The organism is Thiomicrorhabdus immobilis (genome assembly GCF_021654855.1).
Lineage (GTDB): Bacteria > Pseudomonadota > Gammaproteobacteria > Thiomicrospirales > Thiomicrospiraceae > Thiomicrorhabdus > Thiomicrorhabdus immobilis.
In genome coordinates this window covers 108,978-126,746 of record NZ_AP024202.1, presented here as the reverse complement: position 1 = coordinate 126,746, position 17,769 = coordinate 108,978, and the positions used below count along the sequence as shown (strand labels likewise).

Sequence of the window (17,769 nt, the reverse complement as noted above, 5' to 3'; positions counted from 1 at the left end):
ACAATGGGAAGTAAGTGATGATTATTATGTGTCCACACTGCGCGGGTCTTAACCGTGTACCAGATGAAAAACTCTCCAAACAAGCCACTTGTGGCAAATGCAAAGGCGAACTTTTCCCTGGCAAACCAATAGAGATGAACGGCCAACAATTCCAAAGAGCTTTAAATAAAAGCGACCAACCACTTGTAGTGGATTTTTGGGCGCCTTGGTGTGGGCCTTGTCAGGGATTTGCCCCAACCTTTGCGCAAGCCGCAGCTAACTTTGAGCCTAGAGCACGTTTTATTAAAATCAACACCGAAAACGAACAGCAAATCGCCGCTCAATTTGGCATTCGCTCTATTCCGACACTGGCGGTGTTCCAGTCTGGCAAAGAGTTAACCAGAATGTCTGGCGCAATGGATTATGGTAATTTTAGCCGCTGGCTTGAGCAAAACCTGCCAAACTAGACCAAGCCGCCAAGCTTCAGAAAATCGGGCGATGTATTCAAACATATCGCCCGTTACATCGATTTTTCCCATCTAAGAAACCTAACAAACGTATAATCAAACAACCTCTATACATTACAGCGAGAACAGCATGGAATTAGGTTCACCAGAACACAAACATTTACTTATGCAGGGCATCATTAAAGTAGCATTAAAAACCATCTCAATGGGCTTTATCTTAGGCGTGATTTTAATGATTCCGTTCTTGTTCAGAGAGAACGCCTTTTCAACCGGTATCGCTTACCTTGGTTTGGCGATTCTACTGGGTTCTTTAGTCTATGCCCTAGTGTTGGTTTGGAAAAAATACCAACGCATCATCAAACCGTTTGATGAAACCTACCGTTCAAAATAATAGCAAAATCAGCCACGAAGATTTTTAAAGTCACCGGGCCTGGTAATTCTTATCCGGAACGCAAAACCCGTTCTACAGCAGGCTATATTCTGGATTGAACGGCCGTTTTATCGGTTAAGCCTTAAGGCTTGCATGACCTTTCTTAAGACTCGTTTGAAAGCCAGTTGTGAGCCTTTGATGATGGAAAGTGAATATGCCCAGGCCTGGGCATTATTTCTGATGCTTGAAAACGACGCCTCTTGACTCGATTTTGAGTAAAGCATGGCATTCAACTCGTCGATTAACGTCGATAATATCGGCGAATCGCCATAAAGTTGTTGATACCACTGTTCAAATTGTCTCAATGACTGAATCTGATTGGTTTGCCCAGTCATACTTAAACCCAATAGGTGTTTCGATTGCCAAGACAAAATCGCCTGCAAAACGTGCTCACTGGTTTGCGCCTCTTTCAATTGTCTACGCAACTGGATATTCAACCAATACTGCTTAACAAGTAGCAGTATAAAATAGCCTGAAACGATGCCAAGCAACAAAATCAACCAGTTGAAAATCCATACCAGCCAGCCTGGTACAACCACCACGCTCGCCACCGCAAAAGTCTGTTGCGACACCTTGGCCTGGTCGGGATTAAAACTGCGCAAAACAAGCTCAGGAAAATCAACCAGGCCTGGTTGTTTGATCCGAAACGGTATCTGCACATCCAACTGCGTCAACATACCTTTATCATCACTCATTTGTGTGGCTTGCATCGACTCTGCCAGCCAAGCAAGCTGATCATTGTGCGTTAACTGACCAATCAACTGATAAGCCGTGGATTTAAGATAATCCTCGGTCACTCCTTGGCCGGTTAATTGCCAGTGCCAATAATACAAATCACCCACTTGGTAAAACCGCCTTAAAGGTGTTATCTTCCAGTCGATCTCACCGACGGCAGCCGACATCGGTAAAAAAATCGGCAAGGGTTTAATCTGCACGGTTTGTGGAGAATCGAAAAACTTCCAACGTCGATTACTGGTGTTTTTCACTTCAACCACAGGCGAGTTGATAAGTACCGTTTGTCGCTTTGAAACACTCGGCATCTCATAACTCACCATATGGAGTTGCGGATGACTTAACGAACTTAACAGATGTGTAATGATTTCGTTATTTTCCGACTCCGAAGACGGTTGCATTTCCACTAAGAACGCCGGATTATCTACCGCCACCTTGGCTTGCCACACCCCTTGTTGTGTGCTGAACAATTCGGCTTTAGGCTTTTGCCATTGAATACTCACTTGTGGATTAGCTTGAACCTGAATGACCGTTCTCGGGATATGCACCCTACCGGCATTTTGCTCGGCAATCACTAAATCACCCTCTTTAAGCGGATACAGCGTCAACCTTAAAAGGTATGAGTGCTGGTCAACCCCATTGATCACAAAATCTTGCTTAAGATTGCTCCAATCCAATAACGCGGTCGACTGACCGATTTTCTCACCCTCGATCACGAGAGAAACCGGCTCGCCAAGCTGCACATTGGTCGGTCGAATCCTCACCGTTATCGGTGAACTCTCTTGTGTTGCTTCAGCTTTAGCCAAATCACCAGGCCTGGTCACTTCGGCATCAAACGCCATGGCCGGACTGACAAAAAACGTGACCAAAAACAACGCCAATAACCTACAACCCAAAGTCCTCATCGTGTTTACCATGGTTGCGCTCCTGGAATAACATGCGCTTTCTCTTGCGCGGCATGAAAACCTTCTTCACGCTCAAACAGCCTTTTTAAAAGCTGTTTCTGGTCGTCTTGCAATTTTTGCAATTGATGTTCAAACTGCTCCGCTCTTTGCTGATTGACTTGTGCTTGTAACACCTTATTGCCCCCCGCTTGCTGAGCCACCGTATTCAACCGCAATTTGGCAATGCTTGGGTTAAGGCGAAAATCCGTCAAATCGTCTACATCGGGTATTTTCAATAACTTTCCGCTTTTATTGCCACTCAGGGCATCGCCATCAGCGCCAAAACCGGGTTCTTTTGAATCCGAGTCGCCCGTTTTCTGCCCACCATAAAAAGCGCCCTCACTGTCGCCTTTAGAGCCTTTACCCTGGTCTTTGTCTTCAGGTTTTGATTTACCCTGTTTGGCTTGTATTTCCAATTGATGACGCTGCTGAGCCAGCTGCAAATTATGTTGGGCTTTGGCGTAAGTGGATAGTTCTGCTATTTGATTTGTTGCTTGCGTTACCGATTGAGTCGGCGGTAGATACAGCATGGCTTGCTGATAAGACTCGATGGCCTGTGGCAAAAGATTGGCTTGATAATAACTGTTGCCTAAATTATAGAGCGCCTTGGCTCTATCTTGATCATTAGGCGCTTGCCAGGCGGCCTGTCTAAAATACAGGACAGCGGCTTCTAAATCACCCGATTTATAAGCTGAAGCACCCGCGCCAAACCACCCCAGATAATTTGGGCTGGCATCATAGAGCGTTTCTGCCAACTCATAAGATTCATCATTAAAGGCCGCATAAGCGTCATGTAAGCTATTGTTAACCTCTTGTGCCATTGAGGTTTGTGGCCACATCGATAAACTGCCAACAATCAGAAACGGAACAACCAGCATTAACAGCATATTGGTGGTTGAGGTTGAAGCCATGAACTTGTTGCGCATTTTTCTGCTACCTTGCAAAAGCCCCAAACCAATTTGCCAAAAATAAAACGCCAACAACAAACTGATTATCCCCATTACCCTAAAAGGTTGGGCGTAATTCACCCACACCTGTTTAACAGTTTTATCTTGATAACTGGCCGCACTTTGTTCAATTTCGGCTAGCAGTTTTTCCATAAAACCTTGATCCGTACTGGCACGTAAATAAACCCCTTCGGTCTGCTGTGCTAATTTGAGCAACTGACTCTCTTCCACACGGCTTTGCACCAACAAGCCATTGACATGCAGATGCCCAGAATCATGGGTTTTATCAGGAATGGTTGCTGGGCGTGTTGTGCCAACCCCGACAAAGATGACCTTCACCCCGGTATCGCTCTGCTTTTGAGAACGGGTAACCTCCAGCGACTGAACCACCTTGGGTAATTCCATTGGCTTCCAAAAAGGTGGGGCGCCATCGGTAAACACCACCAAGACTTTTGCGCCCCGACCGCTCTGGGTTAAGGTGTTTAAAGCTCCAATTAACGCCAGCTCCAACCAGCTACCTTGGGTTGGCAACATGCCTGGTTCAATCAAGTTTAAGGCATGATTGAAGACCTGTTTATCATAGGTTAATGGCAAAACCGTATGCGGTTGGAAGGCAAACACATTCAATGCGACCCGGTCATTGTTCTCAAGTTCGGAAACCAACGTCTGAGCAATCGACTTGGCAAATAAAAAACGGTTGGGCTTCACATCCTCAGCCGTCATCGACTCGGATAAATCAAAGTCGATCATTACATCGACACCACTGCGAGTTTGGGTGTCAAACTGGCTGTCTAAGCTGCGAGGTCCTGCCAAGGCAATGACAAAACAGAGCCAGGCAACAACCAACAAACGACTTGCGTTCAAGGCTTTAAACGGCTTGATGACAATCCATAACCACTTACTCAAAGGTGTCTTTGAGTCACCAGGCCTGGTCGTGTTTTTGGCAGTTGGATTGGATAATGGCTTAGTAGAAGATGACTGAGTAGCCACCCAAGGCCATAAATGTGCATCGGCATATCCCTGCTTTTGGCGGCAACGTAACAACGCTTGAATAAACCAAATCAAAAGAGGTAATAAAAGCCCCCAAAGCCAAATCGGCGCGCGCCACATTAAAGCGTCATTTAACAAAGCGTCAATCATGCCGCCCCCTTAAAAAGCTTGCCTTGTTTGGTTTTTCTGAGCACATCGCCAGTCCAAATAAGACTTAATAACCAATACAAGCCCAAGATCAACAGGCCTGCCATCAATGGATAAGGGGATAAATCCTGTTTTTGCGGAGGGCTTGGCGGTTTGACATAAGGCACCCCTTCTGCCTGGTTGATTTTATCCAACACGGCTGAAATCTCAGCTCCGCTGCCTACTTGATAATATTGCCCTCCCGTTTGTTGGGCAATGGTCTTTAATGACTCTGCTTCCAGCGGTTGATAAAGCAAGCCGGTATAAAGCCTTTTATCGGCTTTTTCACTGCTCGCGCCCACCCCAATGGTATAAATCGGTACTTGTAAAAGCTGTGCATAATTCACCGCTTCGGTCAGCTCAATCTTGCTTGGCTGGCTTAAACCATCGCTAATCAACACCAATACCCGCTTTAAGGTGTCGGCACTGGCTTTGGTCACGCCGGTGGAGAAGTCGGTTTGCTTGAGCGCCAATCCTAACGCCTCACCCATCGCGGTATCGGTGCGCCCGGCTAAATAGGGTTGTAGGCGCTTTAAACTCAAACGCGCCAATGTTTGGTCTGAGGTTAATGGCAACATGGTATAAGCACTATCTGCATAAATGGCCAAGCTAAAGCGGTTGCCCTCCAGTTTGGCAATAAAGCTATCCAACACCTGTTTAACCACGTTCATCCGGGTTTCGGTTTGACCGTTCATCTCATAATCAGGCAGTAAAAAAGAGGCCGAGCTTTCAACCACAAACACGATATCACGTACCGTTTTGCTATCGGGTTCAGAAGGCGTAGGCAACTTTTGAATCGGCTGAGCGAGTGCGATGGCAATCAGGCTAATCGCCAAACCTCGTAACAGGTTGAAGACCATTGACCTAACAGAGAAAATCGACGCATTTTGCGCGGGTTTGGCTCGCTGTGCCTTATGAATTAAGGCATGTTTCACTCGCAGCTGACGGGCGCTATGGATTTCGCTTAAATCATTATTGGCATGAAAACGACCGCTTAACCACCAAAACATGGGCCAAAGCACCATCAGCCACAACCATATAGGCGATTCAAAAGCCAAACTGGCTGTTTCAGAATCCGCTACCAGGCCTGCTAAATTAAAGAGACTCAATAACCAAACTTCCATTAAACCTTACCCTTAAAAAGCCTTAGCTGACTTAACTGACCCAGATAATAACCCACCAATTTTTTAGCATTCAAATGGCTATGCAAAAACTTTTCGGTCTCTGTAAGGCTCATCGCATAAGTTTCACGTGAAACAGATTGTTCTGAAAACGCCACGACATTAGCTTGACGCTGCAATGATGTTATTGGCGACTTATCTTGCAGGCCGAGTAATTGTGCAACATACATTAAACGCTGTGAGAGCTGATAGAAACCCTTGATTTCCGCGTCAGAGATTGCCTGATGCGCTGCCTTGTCCTCTGGGTTCTCCGTAGTAGCTTTCTGCAGTTTAGCCAATTGGCGACGTACCAATAAAAAATGCAACAAGAGGCTCTGTTTGGCGAAAGCTTGATGACGTGTTGTAAACATCACCCATAAGGCAATCAAAGCCATCAAAACCAATAAAACGACCAGCCAATAAGCACTGGTTTGCAAAAGACTTAACCAATCAAAATCGGGAGAAACCGGTAATTCGATATCGTATAACACCAAATCAGCCGCTTCAGGCAAGGTCAACTGCTCATTAACCATAAGACACCCCCGCATTTTCTGAGACCTTTTGTGAAGCCTTATCAAACAAGTTGTTTTTGTTTGCAACACTTAACGACAGCATCATCTCTGCTAAAGATTCATGTGCGTATACCGAATAAACCCCAACCGCCGCTTGATTCATGGCGTGCTGAATTTCTGTTTGGTATTGAATTGACCAGGCCTGGTAGTTTGACCTTTGCTCGGCATCGGCAATCGCATAAACTTGTTGGTTCACCGTGGATTGTAGCTGCAAACCTTCAATCGCCGGCAGTTGGGTTTCCGCAATATCTTTTACCCATACCGCTTTAATGGCCACGCGGCTTTGCAGTGCGGTCAACACCTCGGTGGTACGCTGATCAACATCATGAAAATCACTGATCAAAATCAATCTCGAACCAGGTTGTAACTGAGCGGTTAAACTGACTAACAGATCGTTCAACGACGGTTCAATCCGTGAATCATTGTTTGCTGGCGGACAAGGTTTGCTGACAAACTCCATGACATGCGAATAAAGCGATTTACCTTCAAAAATGCGTGACTGCTCAAAATCTTCTGCCAGCCGTCCTGTTGCGACCGGAATGCCCATTTGTTGGGCTATCCAGGCATAATAACCCGCCACCCTTGCAGCCTGGGTCGCCTTTAAACGTTTACGGGTACCAAAACGCATACTGGCTCGATGATCGACCAAAATAAACCAGTTTTCTTGGCGTTCTTCCTGAAAAAGCTTGGTGTACGCCTTGCCGGTACGCGCCATTAAGCGCCAGTTAATGCGTCTAATTTCATCGCCCGGTTGATAAGGTCGGCTCTCCTCATACTCTAAACCGGCCCCCATAAATTGAGAGGTTTGCTCACCCTGCCTTAAAGCCTCACTCTGCTTTAAGTTGGGTGAAACCTTACTGCTGGCTTGGGCAAGTTGCTCGGCAAAGTCGGTGATTTCGGCAGACGATAAAATCGGTTGGTAAAGCCTCTGGCCAATAGAAGGTGTAATATCGCCAGACAAAGCCAACCATTGGCGAACTTTCCGCCAAACGAGAGCAACAAAATGACTTATCAGTTTGAATAGTTGCATCTTAATGTATTACCAATCCATCAACCTAAACAATGCCTTTTGGCTATTGCTCAAGCATTGGCACAGGCACCAATTCAATCAGTTTTTGAATAATCGAATCTGGCGTCCACTTTTGCGCTCGGCCGCTAAAACTGACAATCAAACGGTGACGTAATACATCAGGCAGCAAGGTGATGACATCATCAGGCGTAACAAAATCACGACCTTGCAACCAAGCATAAGCACTAGCGGCATGTAACAGGGCAATCGAAGCGCGAGGTGACGCACCCACCTCCAAAACACCTTGCATAACGCTATCCAGTTCACCCAATTTACGTGTTGCCGCAATCAGTGCCACCATATAACGCTCTACCGATTCGGACACATATTGTTCGGCTACTGAGTGGCGGGCATGAATGACTTTCTCTGGGGTTAAAAAGGCGTTGAAAGCGTCTTTATCTTCACCAAAATGATGGGCTCTGTCACGGCGTAAGATCTCCAACTCTTCGGCTTCATCGGGATAATCCAACACCACATGCAACATGAAACGGTCTAACTGCGCCTCGGGCAGTGGATAAGTTCCACTCTGCTCCAATGGGTTCTGGGTGGCCATCACCAAAAACATCTCTGGCAAAGCACGGGTTTGTCCGCCTGCGGTGACTTGTTTTTCGGCCATCGCTTCCAATAACGCCGACTGAACCTTGGGGGGCGCACGGTTGATTTCATCCGCCAAAACAATCTCATTGAAAATCGGTCCTTTAACAAAACTCAACGCCCCGGTGTTCACATCTAAAACATCAGAACCCATCACATCACCCGGCATTAAGTCCGGCGTGAATTGAATGCGCTGAAAACTGGCATGCACACCCGTTGCCAAGGTTTTAACCGCGGTGGTCTTAGCCAAACCTGGAGGCCCCTCAAGCAAAACATGTCCACCAGTCAATAAGGCAATGAGCATCTTATCTAATAGGGCTTCTTGACCAACAATCACTGTCTGTAAGTGCTGTTTTAATGTTTGGAACTCTGCTTGAATAGACATAATCTTTCTTCCTAAAACGCTATTGCCAACCACCAATCAGTCAACGTAAGCTTACTTATAATCTTTATCTTTTTTATTCTATCGCTTAATGCCTAAATAGGCATATTTTTCATAAAACCAAATCTGTCATAAATCCGCGTTATGAAATCAATCCACTTAGTTTTACGGCCTTTTACTTGGCACCCATAATACAACCAGTAGGCCTGATAACAACATTGACACGGCAACCAGTTCAAATGCACTTTCAATTTGTCCCGTATATTGAGCCACCAAGCCCATTAACAACGCACCTATCGCATACCCAAAATCACGCCAAAATCGGTACACACCCAATAAAGAGGCGCGTTCATGCGCTGAGCTGTTGTCCGCAACCGCCGCTCCTAAGGTTGGATAAAGCATTGCCATACCTACACCAATCAAAGCGGCCTCAAGGCTCCAAATCCAAATCGTATTGGTTTGAATCAAGGCATAACTTCCGATACCGCAAATCCACATGCCGCCAACAATCAAAGCCTTACGGCCAATCTTGTCGGAAAGCGGCCCGGTAATCAATTGGGTTCCACCCCAAACCACACCATAGATGGTAATTATCGCACTCGCCTCTACCAGTGAAATATTCTGCGCCAAAAGATAAACGGGCAATAACACCCAAATCAGCGCATCCACAAACTTTTCTACCAGGCCTGCTTGGTTAAGAGCCACCAAAGGCTTATCTTGCCATGTTGCAAAGGCAAATAACTGCTTGAAACTTTTGGCTGGGCTTTCTGATTTTTCACCATTTTTCCGTGGCACAGCTATACCTTGCTCTGCTTGTTTAGCGTGCTCATCCGACCATGACTTGGTCTCCTCAATATGACATATCGCCAAATACAAACCTAACAACATGACCGCCAAACTCAAAACAAACAAGGCTTCACGAGCACCTAATGTCACCGCCAAACTCGCGGAAACCAGCCCAGCAATCCCTACCGCCGCATAGCCGGAAAATTCATTCAACCCATTGACCAGACCACGCTGGGAAGCCTTAGCTAAATCCAACTTGCTATTTAACGCCATTGACCAGCTTAAACCTTGGTTCAAACCTAGAAATACCGTTGCGACAATAATCCAATACCAGTTAGGAGCCCAATAGAGAATAAACGGTATCGGAAGCGCCACCAACCAACCGGCTATCAATACAGGTCGGCGACCAAAACGTTCTGATAAACGTCCTGCAAATAAATTCATGGCTGCTTTCACCAATCCAAAAACCACAACAAAAGTCGTTAACAACACAAACTGTTGTTGTGCCAGCCCAAACTCTGCACTGGCCAGGCCTGGTAAAACGGTTCGCGTTAAACCAATCATGCAGCCAACCAAGAAAACTTGAACTAACTGATGAATGATTTGCTGACGATTTACTTTGATACCGTGTGAAATTTGGGCGTTTTCTACAATCGAGGAAGGCATTGCTATCTCTCTTATTCAACCAAATGGTTGAATGGTATTGAAAACAACCTATCATTGTCAACAATTACTCAATAAAATAGCGGTAAAATAACGTTTAAACACCTAATAAAAACAGTTGGAGAATAACATGTTACGTAAACTTGCCAATCAACCTTTGCTGATTACTATCTGCATGATTTTTATGTCATTTTCAGCACAGGCAAAAGAAGTTAAGCAAAGCTTCAACGGACTAACCGTAAATGCCAATGTGGTATTGGCCGAAGGTAAGACCTTAGCCGATGAAGTGGTTTTATTAACCCACGGCACCACCACTCACAATGGTCGTGAAACCTACCGCAGCATCCAAAAGCTATTGGCCGACAACGGCATTAGCTCTGTCGCGCCCAACCTAAGCCTGGATGTGAATAACCGCCACGGCGAGATCGATTGCAATATCGACCAAACCCATCAGCACGATGACGCCATGTTGGAGATTGGTTTTTGGCTGGATTGGCTAAAATCGCAAGGCGCAAAGTCTGTGACCCTGATGGGGCACTCGCGAGGAGGCAACCAAACCGCTTGGTATAGCGTTGAACATGACAGCGATATGATTAAGAACGTGGTATTGATTGCCCCGCAAACCTGGTCAAAACAAGCTGAATACGCCGACTATGAAAAGAAATATCATCAGGAGTTGGCCCCTTTATTTGATAAGGCCAGCGCACTGGTCAAAGCGGGTAAAGGCGATACCAAAATGGAAAACATCAACTTCATCTACTGTAAAGACACCAATGTAAGTGCCGAAGCGTTTGTAAGCTATTACCGTGATGATAATCGCATGGATACACCCACTCTGCTTAAAAAAGCCGTTAAGCCAACACTCGTCATTATCGGTTCAGCCGACACGGTCGTTGCGGATTTAGCGAAAAAGATGGAGAACGTACACAATGATAACGTCAGTACTTATGTCGTTGAAGATTCCGACCACTTCTTTTTAGACTTATTCTCTGAAGATTTGGTTGAAAACGCCGTCAACTTTATTCGCCAATAAATATCCACCAGGCCTGGTATCAAGATGAGTGACACAAACCTAAAAATCTGCCTATTTGAGCAACTTGCGCAAATAGGTAAATCACTGGGTCATGCCAATCGTTTGTTGATTTTAGACATTTTGGCGCAATCGCCTTCACAGGTCGACACCATCAGCAGCAAACTGCAATTAAGTGTGGCTAATGTTTCTAAACATTTACAACAGTTAAAACAAGCAGGCCTGGTAATCAATCAAGTGCAAGGTGCGCAACGCATTTATCAGCTTAGCGATACCGCTATCATCCCGCTTATTCAAGCGATGCGCCAAATTGCTGAAAACCAAATGACCGAAGTTGCCAATATTCTCAATCAAGAGTTGGGGCCGCGCGCACCCCTCATGCCTTTTAACCCTAAAGAACTCAAACGGGCACTAAAAACCGACCAGGTACAGTTGCTGGATGTCCGTCCACAAGATGAATATTTGGCAGGACACGTTGAAGGGGCAATCAATATCCCCATCCACCAACTCGCTGAAAAAACTCCGGAACTCAACCCGCAAAAACCCATCATAGTCTATTGCCGAGGGCCTTATTGCTTATGGTCTTATGAAGCGGTGGAACATCTAAACAAGCACAAGCTCCAAGCAAGCAGAATGGCCGAAGGTTATCCCGAATGGCTTCAGTTTGATAAAGAGTAAGCTCAAAACCCATTTCATCTTTAGCGCACTTTCATAATACCTTTCAAATACTTGGCCGTTTACATTAGCCCCTCTTAGCTCTATAGTTGACTACAGCAACAGGCACTCAATTTTCTCGCTATTAGTAGTTTGCCAGTTAAATCAAACATAACCCATTTCCAGCGTTTTAGATTGGAGCAAAACATGATTAAGGTACTCGGTGCATCAGGCTCATTAGATAAAGACAAGGCCTGCATATCCTTTCAAATCAATGAAACAACAATCATTGATGCCGGGAACGTGATGCGTGCATTAGGCGAGAAAAGCAATCTAATCGAGAATGTCTTTCTGACCCATGCCCATTTTGACCACTTGGTGGATTTACCTTTTTTGATTGAAACCCATTTTGCCAAACGTACAAATCCCTTGAAAGTTTATGCGCTTAAACAGACTATCGCGACGTTAGAAAGCCATATTTTCAATGATATTGTCTGGCCGAGATTCCAAAACATAGAACACCCCACCTTGAAGCTTCCCTTGCTCTCTTTTGAAGAACTTGCCATCGGTGAACAAATTACCTGCGGCGACTCGATCATTAAAGTGGTCGATGCCAATCATACCGATGGTGCTTGTGGTTTTATTGTCAAACAGAATGGTATTGGTTGTCTGATAACCGGTGACACCTATTTAAACCCTGCAATCGCTCAAACCATCAATCAGGATTCGACGATTCAAAGCTTGATAATCGACACCTCTTTTCCCTCTTATTTAGAAGAGCTGGCTCTGGCAAGCAAACACTTGACGACAACGCTGTTACAAAAAGTCTTGGATGAGATTCAACGACCGATTGACGTTTTTCCTTATCATGTAAAACCGGCATATGAAAAGGATGTAACCACAGAATTAAAACAACTCCGCTTTAAAGGGAACATTCAAAACATTCTGGAAAGTGGTGATTCTTTTGAGCTCGTAGACAATAGAACTCAAATCACCCATAACAGCATGCAACATTCAAATGCCAATGCAAAGCAATTACAGTCACTGCTGACAACCGCTCAAGCACTTTCTTCAGAGACAAATCTGGATAGACTGTTAGAGATGATCTTACAACACGCCATGGACTTTGCAAATGCCGATGCCGGAACCCTATATCGTTTGGCCGATAATAAAGAAGAGTTGGTTTTTACCGTAGTACAAAACCGCAGTTTAGATATTCATATGGGAGGTAGCGCACAACCCATTAGCTGGGACAATCTGCCGCTTTATCTAGAAAATGGTCAACCTAATGAACAGATGGTGGCCAATTATTGCGCTTTGAATAAACAGGTTATCAATATAGACAATGTCTATGAAAATCAAAATTTCAACTTTGAAGGTACCAAAAAATTCGATCGCTCCACAGGGTATCAATCGCATTCGATGTTGGTGATACCGTTACTGAATACCCACCAAGAACTTCTAGGGGTGTTACAACTCATCAATAAAACCGATTCCTCTGGAAAAAGCATCGCCTTTGAAGCAGATGATGAGCAAAACAGCGCCGCTTTAGCCTCTCAAGCCGCTATCTCGCTGACCAACGCACTGCTCATCAAAGAGCTAGAAACCTTGTTTGAATCGGTGATTGGCACAATGACCAAAGCATTTGATGAGAAATGCTCGTTTACCAGCGGTCACGTCCGTTTGGTGGCCGAACTCTCGCAAATCATCGCCCAAGGCATCTCTGAAGATCAAACCGTTTATAAAGAGGTGAATTACACAGCAGAGGAACTTCATGCCATTAACATTGCCGCCCTATTACATGATGTGGGTAAGATTGCGACCCCTGAGTTCATTATGCAAAAGTCGACTAAACTCGAAAAAGTCTACGATCGGATCAATGCAATACAAGACCGCATTGAAATAGTGAAACGCGACCTACTCATCCAGCACCTGAAAGCCGAACTTGGACAGCCGGTAGCGGACCGTGTACAGAACTCCCCCGAATATCTCACGAAAATCGATGAGTTGGATGAACTGTTTCAGTTTATCAAAACCACCAATCAAGGCAGCCCATATCTACAAGACGAGGATTTAAAACGCATCGCTGAGTTAAGCCAATACCGTTATCAAGTAGCTGGCGAAACCATGGCGGTAATCAATGAAGATGAAAAAATCAATTTAAGCATCCGAGCTGGAACCTTAAACAACCAAGAACGTGACAAAATCATGGATCATGCTCGAGTTTCTTTGGAAATCTTGAAAACCCTACCATTCCCTAAAAAATATGAGCGTGTTGTCAATATTGCCGCCAATCACCATGAAAAATTAGACGGCAGTGGTTACCCTAGAGGTTTAACCGCTAAAGACATTCGTTTAGAAGATCGAATCTTGATTTTAGCCGACCTCTATGAGGCGCTTTCATCCAAAGATCGCCCATATAAAGAGCCAAACACACTCTCACAAATTGCTAAAATTTTATGTTCAATGGCCAACGCAGGGCAAATTGACAAAACCCTGTTGAAATTCTTTTACGAAAGCGGGACATATAAAAACTTTAATACGTATTTAAGCCCTACTCAACTTGATGATATTATTCTAGAATTGAATTAAAAATATTTATGGCTAAGCAGATACGATTTTATAAAAGTTCTGGTTCATTTTAGAGAGAAGGTGTTGATATGCCAAAAATCGGTTTTTTATTTAAATCACTATTACTGGTGATGATTCTCTCTGTCATGAGTTGTAGCCATCACAATAATGCACCAATTAAAATTTTGGTAAATTCCTGGATTGGTTATTCCCCATTGTTTTACGCCAAAGAAAAAGGTTGGCTACAAGAACTGAATATTGAAATCTCTACCGTAGTTTCTCTAGGCGAAAGCATGATGACCTTTCATACCGGCCATTTTGATGGATTGGTGGGAACACAATATGAGTACCAAAAACTCAAAGAAAAACACTATAAACTGACCCCTATTTTGATGTTTGACCGCTCAATGGGTGGGGATATGGTGATGGGCAATCGTTCCATCGATGAGCTGAAAGCAAGCCAGCAACCTATTGATGTGTATCTAGAGATAAACTCCATCAACTCACTTGTTTTTCAGCAATTTATTGAATTACACGACTTACAAAACCAACAATTCAACTTTATCAACAAAGACCAACTCAAAATTGTCACTGAATTAAAACAGTCAGTGCCTAGTCGCGCTAGCATTGTGACCACCTATATCCCTTATAACTTTGATTTAACCAAGATTGGTTTTCAAACCTTGGGTTCAACCAAAGAAATTGCTGATTTGTTAGTGTTGGATGCTTTATACACCACCAAAGAAAGCCTCCATAAAAACCAACAAACTTATATAAAGCTTAAAGAGCGCATCAATCAAGCCGTTAATGCGCTCAATGAAGACCCTAAAGCCTATTATGAAACAGTCAAACCTTACCTAGAAAACACCAGTTTTGAGGAATTCAATGCCGGTTTAAAACAAATAGAGTGGCTAAATAAATCTTTACCAAAAGCCCTGCAACAGAGAATGCAAAAAACCAATTTCCCAATACAGGATCTATTATAGATGCTGTCTATAAACCGCTTTTTAGCAGGCCTTTTCGTTCTTGTCCTCATCGGTTTATATAGCTCGTTCGCTATATACTATGTAAAGGAACAAAACACTAAAGCCGAACTGATTACAGAAAATTACCACCAGATCCTGAATGAAACCAGCTACATTCTTTCTACCGAGCTGAAAAACATTCAAGCAATCGCCCACTTTAAATCACTGTTTAACCGTAAGGTCGCTCAAAACAACTTGATTAAAGCGATTATTGTTGCCAAACAGGATCAAATCCTACTGACAACCGATCCTGCGATTAAAAACATTCCTGCTAAAAACCATACGCATTCCAATCTAAACTTAGCGAAGGTAGACATTTCCAGCTCCTATAAAACGCATAGTCAGAAGTTTGATTACTATAAGCAAAATGAACAGATAGAATTGACGATTTATCTTTATCCCAACCAATATGCACTGCAAAATTATTTCTCTGAAACCTCGAGTAAATATCTGATTTATTCTGTTTTACCGACTTTCATCATTGCCGTAATACTCTATTGGATTTTTCGAATCCGCCTGATTAACCCTTTAGAAAAGCTTCGCAAATTTGCTTACTACCATGATCGAGTTCCCGAAAAACTCAAAATCCGAGAGCTTGAAACCATAAGAAGTTCAATGCTGCAAACCTTTCAACGCTTGGGCGAAGAATCTAGAGCGCTATATCACTCCGCAAGAACCGATGAACTGAGTGGTTTACCCAATAGACAACAACTTAATGAACGCTTAACTTGGTTAATTGAGGAGGCTTCAAGGAATGAAACCGAGTTCGCTTATCTGTTTGTCGATATCGATAACTTTAAAAATATCAATGACACCCTAGGCCATGATGCGGGTGATGAATTGCTCATAAAGATTGCCGATATCATGGAATCTTCATTGCGAGGTTACGACATTATTGCCCGTTTTGGCGGCGATGAATTTGTGATGGTGATCAATCAATATGCCAGCCATATTGAATTGAATCACATTATCCAAAGGGTGCTAGACAAACTCGCGCAAGAACAAATCATCAGAAATCACGCCATCAATGTTTCTGCCAGTATCGGCGTGGCGTTTTACCCTAAAGATGGTGAGAACGCCCAATCTTTGATGAAGAACGCTGATATCGCCATGTATGAAGCCAAAAAACTGGGGAAAAATCAGGTTCACTACTTCACAGAAACGCTTAACAACAAAATTTTGTTTGAAGTGGAGATGGAAAATCAGCTCCGCACCGCCTTACAAAATCAAGAATTTGAACTCTACTATCAACCTAAAGTGGAAATCAAATCAGGCAAAGTGGTTGGTGCCGAGAGCCTTATCCGTTGGAACCATCCAACTAAAGGAATGGTATCTCCATTAGAATTCATCCCTCTCGCTGAACAAACCGGCCTGATCATTCCCCTTGGCGACTGGATACTGCAGCAGGCGATTCAGCAGCAAATGGAATGGCAAAAAGAGCACCAGTTTCAAATTCCTGTTTCCGTCAATGTTTCTGCGATGCAATTTAGTCATCCACACTTTTTTCAAAAGTTAAGAGACCTTATCTATAAATCGGATTTCAACCCTCAATATCTTGATATTGAAGTGACCGAGTCGGTATTAATGCAAAACACCGAAGAGCACCTGACCCTACTGAAAAAAATTCGTGGTACTGGCATTACTACCTCTCTAGATGATTTTGGTACTGGCTACTCCTCTTTAGCCTATTTGAAAAACTTCCCGATCAATACCTTAAAAATCGATAAATCGTTTTTAGATGACTACGCCTCACACTCCGGCTCGGTTTTCATACAGACCATTGTCAATATGGCCCACAACCTAAAGATCAACGTGGTCGCCGAAGGGGTCGAAAGACCGGAGCAATTAGAGTTTCTAAAAGTGCTTGATTGCGAGGTTTATCAAGGTTATCTATGTAGCAAGCCCCTACCCAACAAAGACTTTATCGATTTGGTCAACAGAACCAACAAACCGCTCGCGACTTAACCCTAACCGCTCTATTTACCTAAAATTGAATGACCAGGCCTGGTCATTCAATTTTTACCCATTTTAATTTGCAAAAAAACCAATACTTGAGTAGATTAGTAAGGAATTAACCAGAATTAACTGCATGAAATATCAGTCATTATGAAATCCATTAAACCTTATCTACTGTTGTTATTAGCTCTCTCGCTAATGATTCGGCCAGTCTTTGCCGAAGGTTTGATGGTGTATCAAGGTTCTGCAAATCATTCTCACGAAATGCACATGAAACAGATGATGCACGGCAATTCAGCGATGGATATACATGCCATGAGTCCAGACATGAATCCGTCTATGGTTGATTTCATGCAAGACGACTTTTCAGCAAATATGCCACAAAACGCATCTCCTATGCCCTGTTGCGAACCAGGTATTCACCTGTGTGATTTGAACTGTCATGACAGCAGTTGTTTGGGTATCGCGGCCGTTTCCGCTTTGACCGTAACCTCTTCGATTGAATTAATCGCTCTAGAACAATCCAGCAAAACCGATACTCCAAAAACCCAGTTCATTAGCCGAACGACCTCCCCCGAACTTCGACCGCCTCTCTTTAACGCTTAATTTTTAAACACATTCACAGCTTAATT

At 43.9% G+C, this 17,769-nt stretch carries 15 protein-coding genes; 8 read left to right on the top strand and 7 right to left on the bottom strand.

The genetic code is table 11. From position 1 onward, the window contains the following. The first annotated feature begins 17 nt into the window (after positions 1-17). A complete protein-coding gene (trxC, locus tag L6421_RS00520; RefSeq protein WP_237264508.1) occupies positions 18-446 on the top strand; it encodes a thioredoxin TrxC in 429 nt (142 codons plus the stop codon). A 130-nt stretch (positions 447-576) separates the two neighbouring features. Continuing rightward, positions 577-837 (top strand): hypothetical protein, encoded by a 261-nt coding sequence (locus L6421_RS00515; RefSeq protein ID WP_237262020.1) that lies wholly within the window; start codon positions 577-579, stop codon positions 835-837. Between the two features lie 107 nt (positions 838-944). On the opposite strand, the gene L6421_RS00510 is transcribed toward L6421_RS00515, so the two are convergent. The 7 genes from L6421_RS00510 to L6421_RS00480 all read right to left on the bottom strand — a co-directional run bounded on the left by L6421_RS00510 (position 945) and on the right by L6421_RS00480 (position 9,904). Beyond that, positions 945-2,525: a hypothetical protein gene (locus L6421_RS00510; protein WP_237262019.1), complete on the bottom strand. Its 1,581-nt coding sequence runs from the start codon at positions 2,523-2,525 to the stop codon at positions 945-947. Beyond that, positions 2,519-4,639, bottom strand: coding sequence for a vWA domain-containing protein (locus L6421_RS00505; protein WP_237262018.1), 2,121 nt, complete (start codon positions 4,637-4,639; stop codon positions 2,519-2,521). The genes L6421_RS00510 and L6421_RS00505 overlap by 7 nt, the downstream gene beginning before the upstream one ends. Then, the gene (locus L6421_RS00500; protein WP_237262017.1) at positions 4,636-5,799 is read right to left on the bottom strand and encodes a vWA domain-containing protein; all 1,164 of its coding nucleotides are present in this window, start codon (positions 5,797-5,799) and stop codon (positions 4,636-4,638) included. The genes L6421_RS00505 and L6421_RS00500 overlap by 4 nt, the downstream gene beginning before the upstream one ends. Continuing rightward, the gene (locus L6421_RS00495) at positions 5,799-6,368 is read right to left on the bottom strand and encodes a hypothetical protein (RefSeq protein WP_237262016.1); all 570 of its coding nucleotides are present in this window, start codon (positions 6,366-6,368) and stop codon (positions 5,799-5,801) included. The genes L6421_RS00500 and L6421_RS00495 overlap by 1 nt, the downstream gene beginning before the upstream one ends. Next, entirely contained in the window at positions 6,361-7,437 is a 1,077-nt protein-coding gene (locus tag L6421_RS00490) for a DUF58 domain-containing protein (protein ID WP_237262015.1), read from the bottom strand. The genes L6421_RS00495 and L6421_RS00490 overlap by 8 nt, the downstream gene beginning before the upstream one ends. Before the next feature lie 43 nt (positions 7,438-7,480). Then, positions 7,481-8,455: an AAA family ATPase gene (locus L6421_RS00485; RefSeq protein ID WP_237262014.1), complete on the bottom strand. Its 975-nt coding sequence runs from the start codon at positions 8,453-8,455 to the stop codon at positions 7,481-7,483. Positions 8,456-8,617: 162 nt separating this feature from the next. After that, on the bottom strand, positions 8,618-9,904 hold the full coding sequence (locus tag L6421_RS00480; protein ID WP_237262013.1) for an MFS transporter: 1,287 nt from the start codon (positions 9,902-9,904) through the stop codon (positions 8,618-8,620). Between the two features lie 127 nt (positions 9,905-10,031). Here L6421_RS00480 and L6421_RS00475 point away from each other — a divergent pair, with 127 nt between their 5' ends. The 6 genes from L6421_RS00475 (at position 10,032) to L6421_RS00450 (ending at position 17,743) form a co-directional block, all read left to right on the top strand. Beyond that, positions 10,032-10,934, top strand: coding sequence for an alpha/beta hydrolase (locus tag L6421_RS00475; protein ID WP_237262012.1), 903 nt, complete (start codon positions 10,032-10,034; stop codon positions 10,932-10,934). Between the two features lie 24 nt (positions 10,935-10,958). Then, the gene (locus tag L6421_RS00470; RefSeq protein ID WP_237262011.1) at positions 10,959-11,609 is read left to right on the top strand and encodes an ArsR/SmtB family transcription factor; all 651 of its coding nucleotides are present in this window, start codon (positions 10,959-10,961) and stop codon (positions 11,607-11,609) included. A 183-nt stretch (positions 11,610-11,792) separates the two neighbouring features. Next, on the top strand, positions 11,793-14,177 hold the full coding sequence (locus tag L6421_RS00465) for an HD domain-containing phosphohydrolase (protein ID WP_237262010.1): 2,385 nt from the start codon (positions 11,793-11,795) through the stop codon (positions 14,175-14,177). Positions 14,178-14,245: 68 nt separating this feature from the next. Beyond that, positions 14,246-15,142 carry an ABC transporter substrate-binding protein gene (locus L6421_RS00460; protein WP_237262009.1) on the top strand — a complete coding sequence of 299 codons (897 nt, stop codon included), beginning with the start codon at positions 14,246-14,248 and terminating at the stop codon, positions 15,140-15,142. Next, positions 15,143-17,146 (top strand): putative bifunctional diguanylate cyclase/phosphodiesterase, encoded by a 2,004-nt coding sequence (locus tag L6421_RS00455; RefSeq protein WP_237262008.1) that lies wholly within the window; start codon positions 15,143-15,145, stop codon positions 17,144-17,146. It begins immediately after the preceding gene. Between the two features lie 141 nt (positions 17,147-17,287). Next, the gene (locus L6421_RS00450; protein WP_237262007.1) at positions 17,288-17,743 is read left to right on the top strand and encodes a hypothetical protein; all 456 of its coding nucleotides are present in this window, start codon (positions 17,288-17,290) and stop codon (positions 17,741-17,743) included. Positions 17,744-17,769 lie beyond the last annotated feature (26 nt).

Coding starts and splice junctions, on each gene's coding strand:
- trxC (WP_237264508.1), top strand. CDS start 18: ATGATTATTATGTGTCCACACTGCGCGGGTCTTAACCGTGTACCAGAT.
- L6421_RS00515 (WP_237262020.1), top strand. CDS start 577: ATGGAATTAGGTTCACCAGAACACAAACATTTACTTATGCAGGGCATC.
- L6421_RS00510 (WP_237262019.1), bottom strand. CDS start 2,525: ATGGTAAACACGATGAGGACTTTGGGTTGTAGGTTATTGGCGTTGTTT.
- L6421_RS00505 (WP_237262018.1), bottom strand. CDS start 4,639: ATGATTGACGCTTTGTTAAATGACGCTTTAATGTGGCGCGCGCCGATT.
- L6421_RS00500 (WP_237262017.1), bottom strand. CDS start 5,799: ATGGAAGTTTGGTTATTGAGTCTCTTTAATTTAGCAGGCCTGGTAGCG.
- L6421_RS00495 (WP_237262016.1), bottom strand. CDS start 6,368: ATGGTTAATGAGCAGTTGACCTTGCCTGAAGCGGCTGATTTGGTGTTA.
- L6421_RS00490 (WP_237262015.1), bottom strand. CDS start 7,437: ATGCAACTATTCAAACTGATAAGTCATTTTGTTGCTCTCGTTTGGCGG.
- L6421_RS00485 (WP_237262014.1), bottom strand. CDS start 8,455: ATGTCTATTCAAGCAGAGTTCCAAACATTAAAACAGCACTTACAGACA.
- L6421_RS00480 (WP_237262013.1), bottom strand. CDS start 9,904: ATGCCTTCCTCGATTGTAGAAAACGCCCAAATTTCACACGGTATCAAA.
- L6421_RS00475 (WP_237262012.1), top strand. CDS start 10,032: ATGTTACGTAAACTTGCCAATCAACCTTTGCTGATTACTATCTGCATG.
- L6421_RS00470 (WP_237262011.1), top strand. CDS start 10,959: ATGAGTGACACAAACCTAAAAATCTGCCTATTTGAGCAACTTGCGCAA.
- L6421_RS00465 (WP_237262010.1), top strand. CDS start 11,793: ATGATTAAGGTACTCGGTGCATCAGGCTCATTAGATAAAGACAAGGCC.
- L6421_RS00460 (WP_237262009.1), top strand. CDS start 14,246: ATGCCAAAAATCGGTTTTTTATTTAAATCACTATTACTGGTGATGATT.
- L6421_RS00455 (WP_237262008.1), top strand. CDS start 15,143: ATGCTGTCTATAAACCGCTTTTTAGCAGGCCTTTTCGTTCTTGTCCTC.
- L6421_RS00450 (WP_237262007.1), top strand. CDS start 17,288: ATGAAATCCATTAAACCTTATCTACTGTTGTTATTAGCTCTCTCGCTA.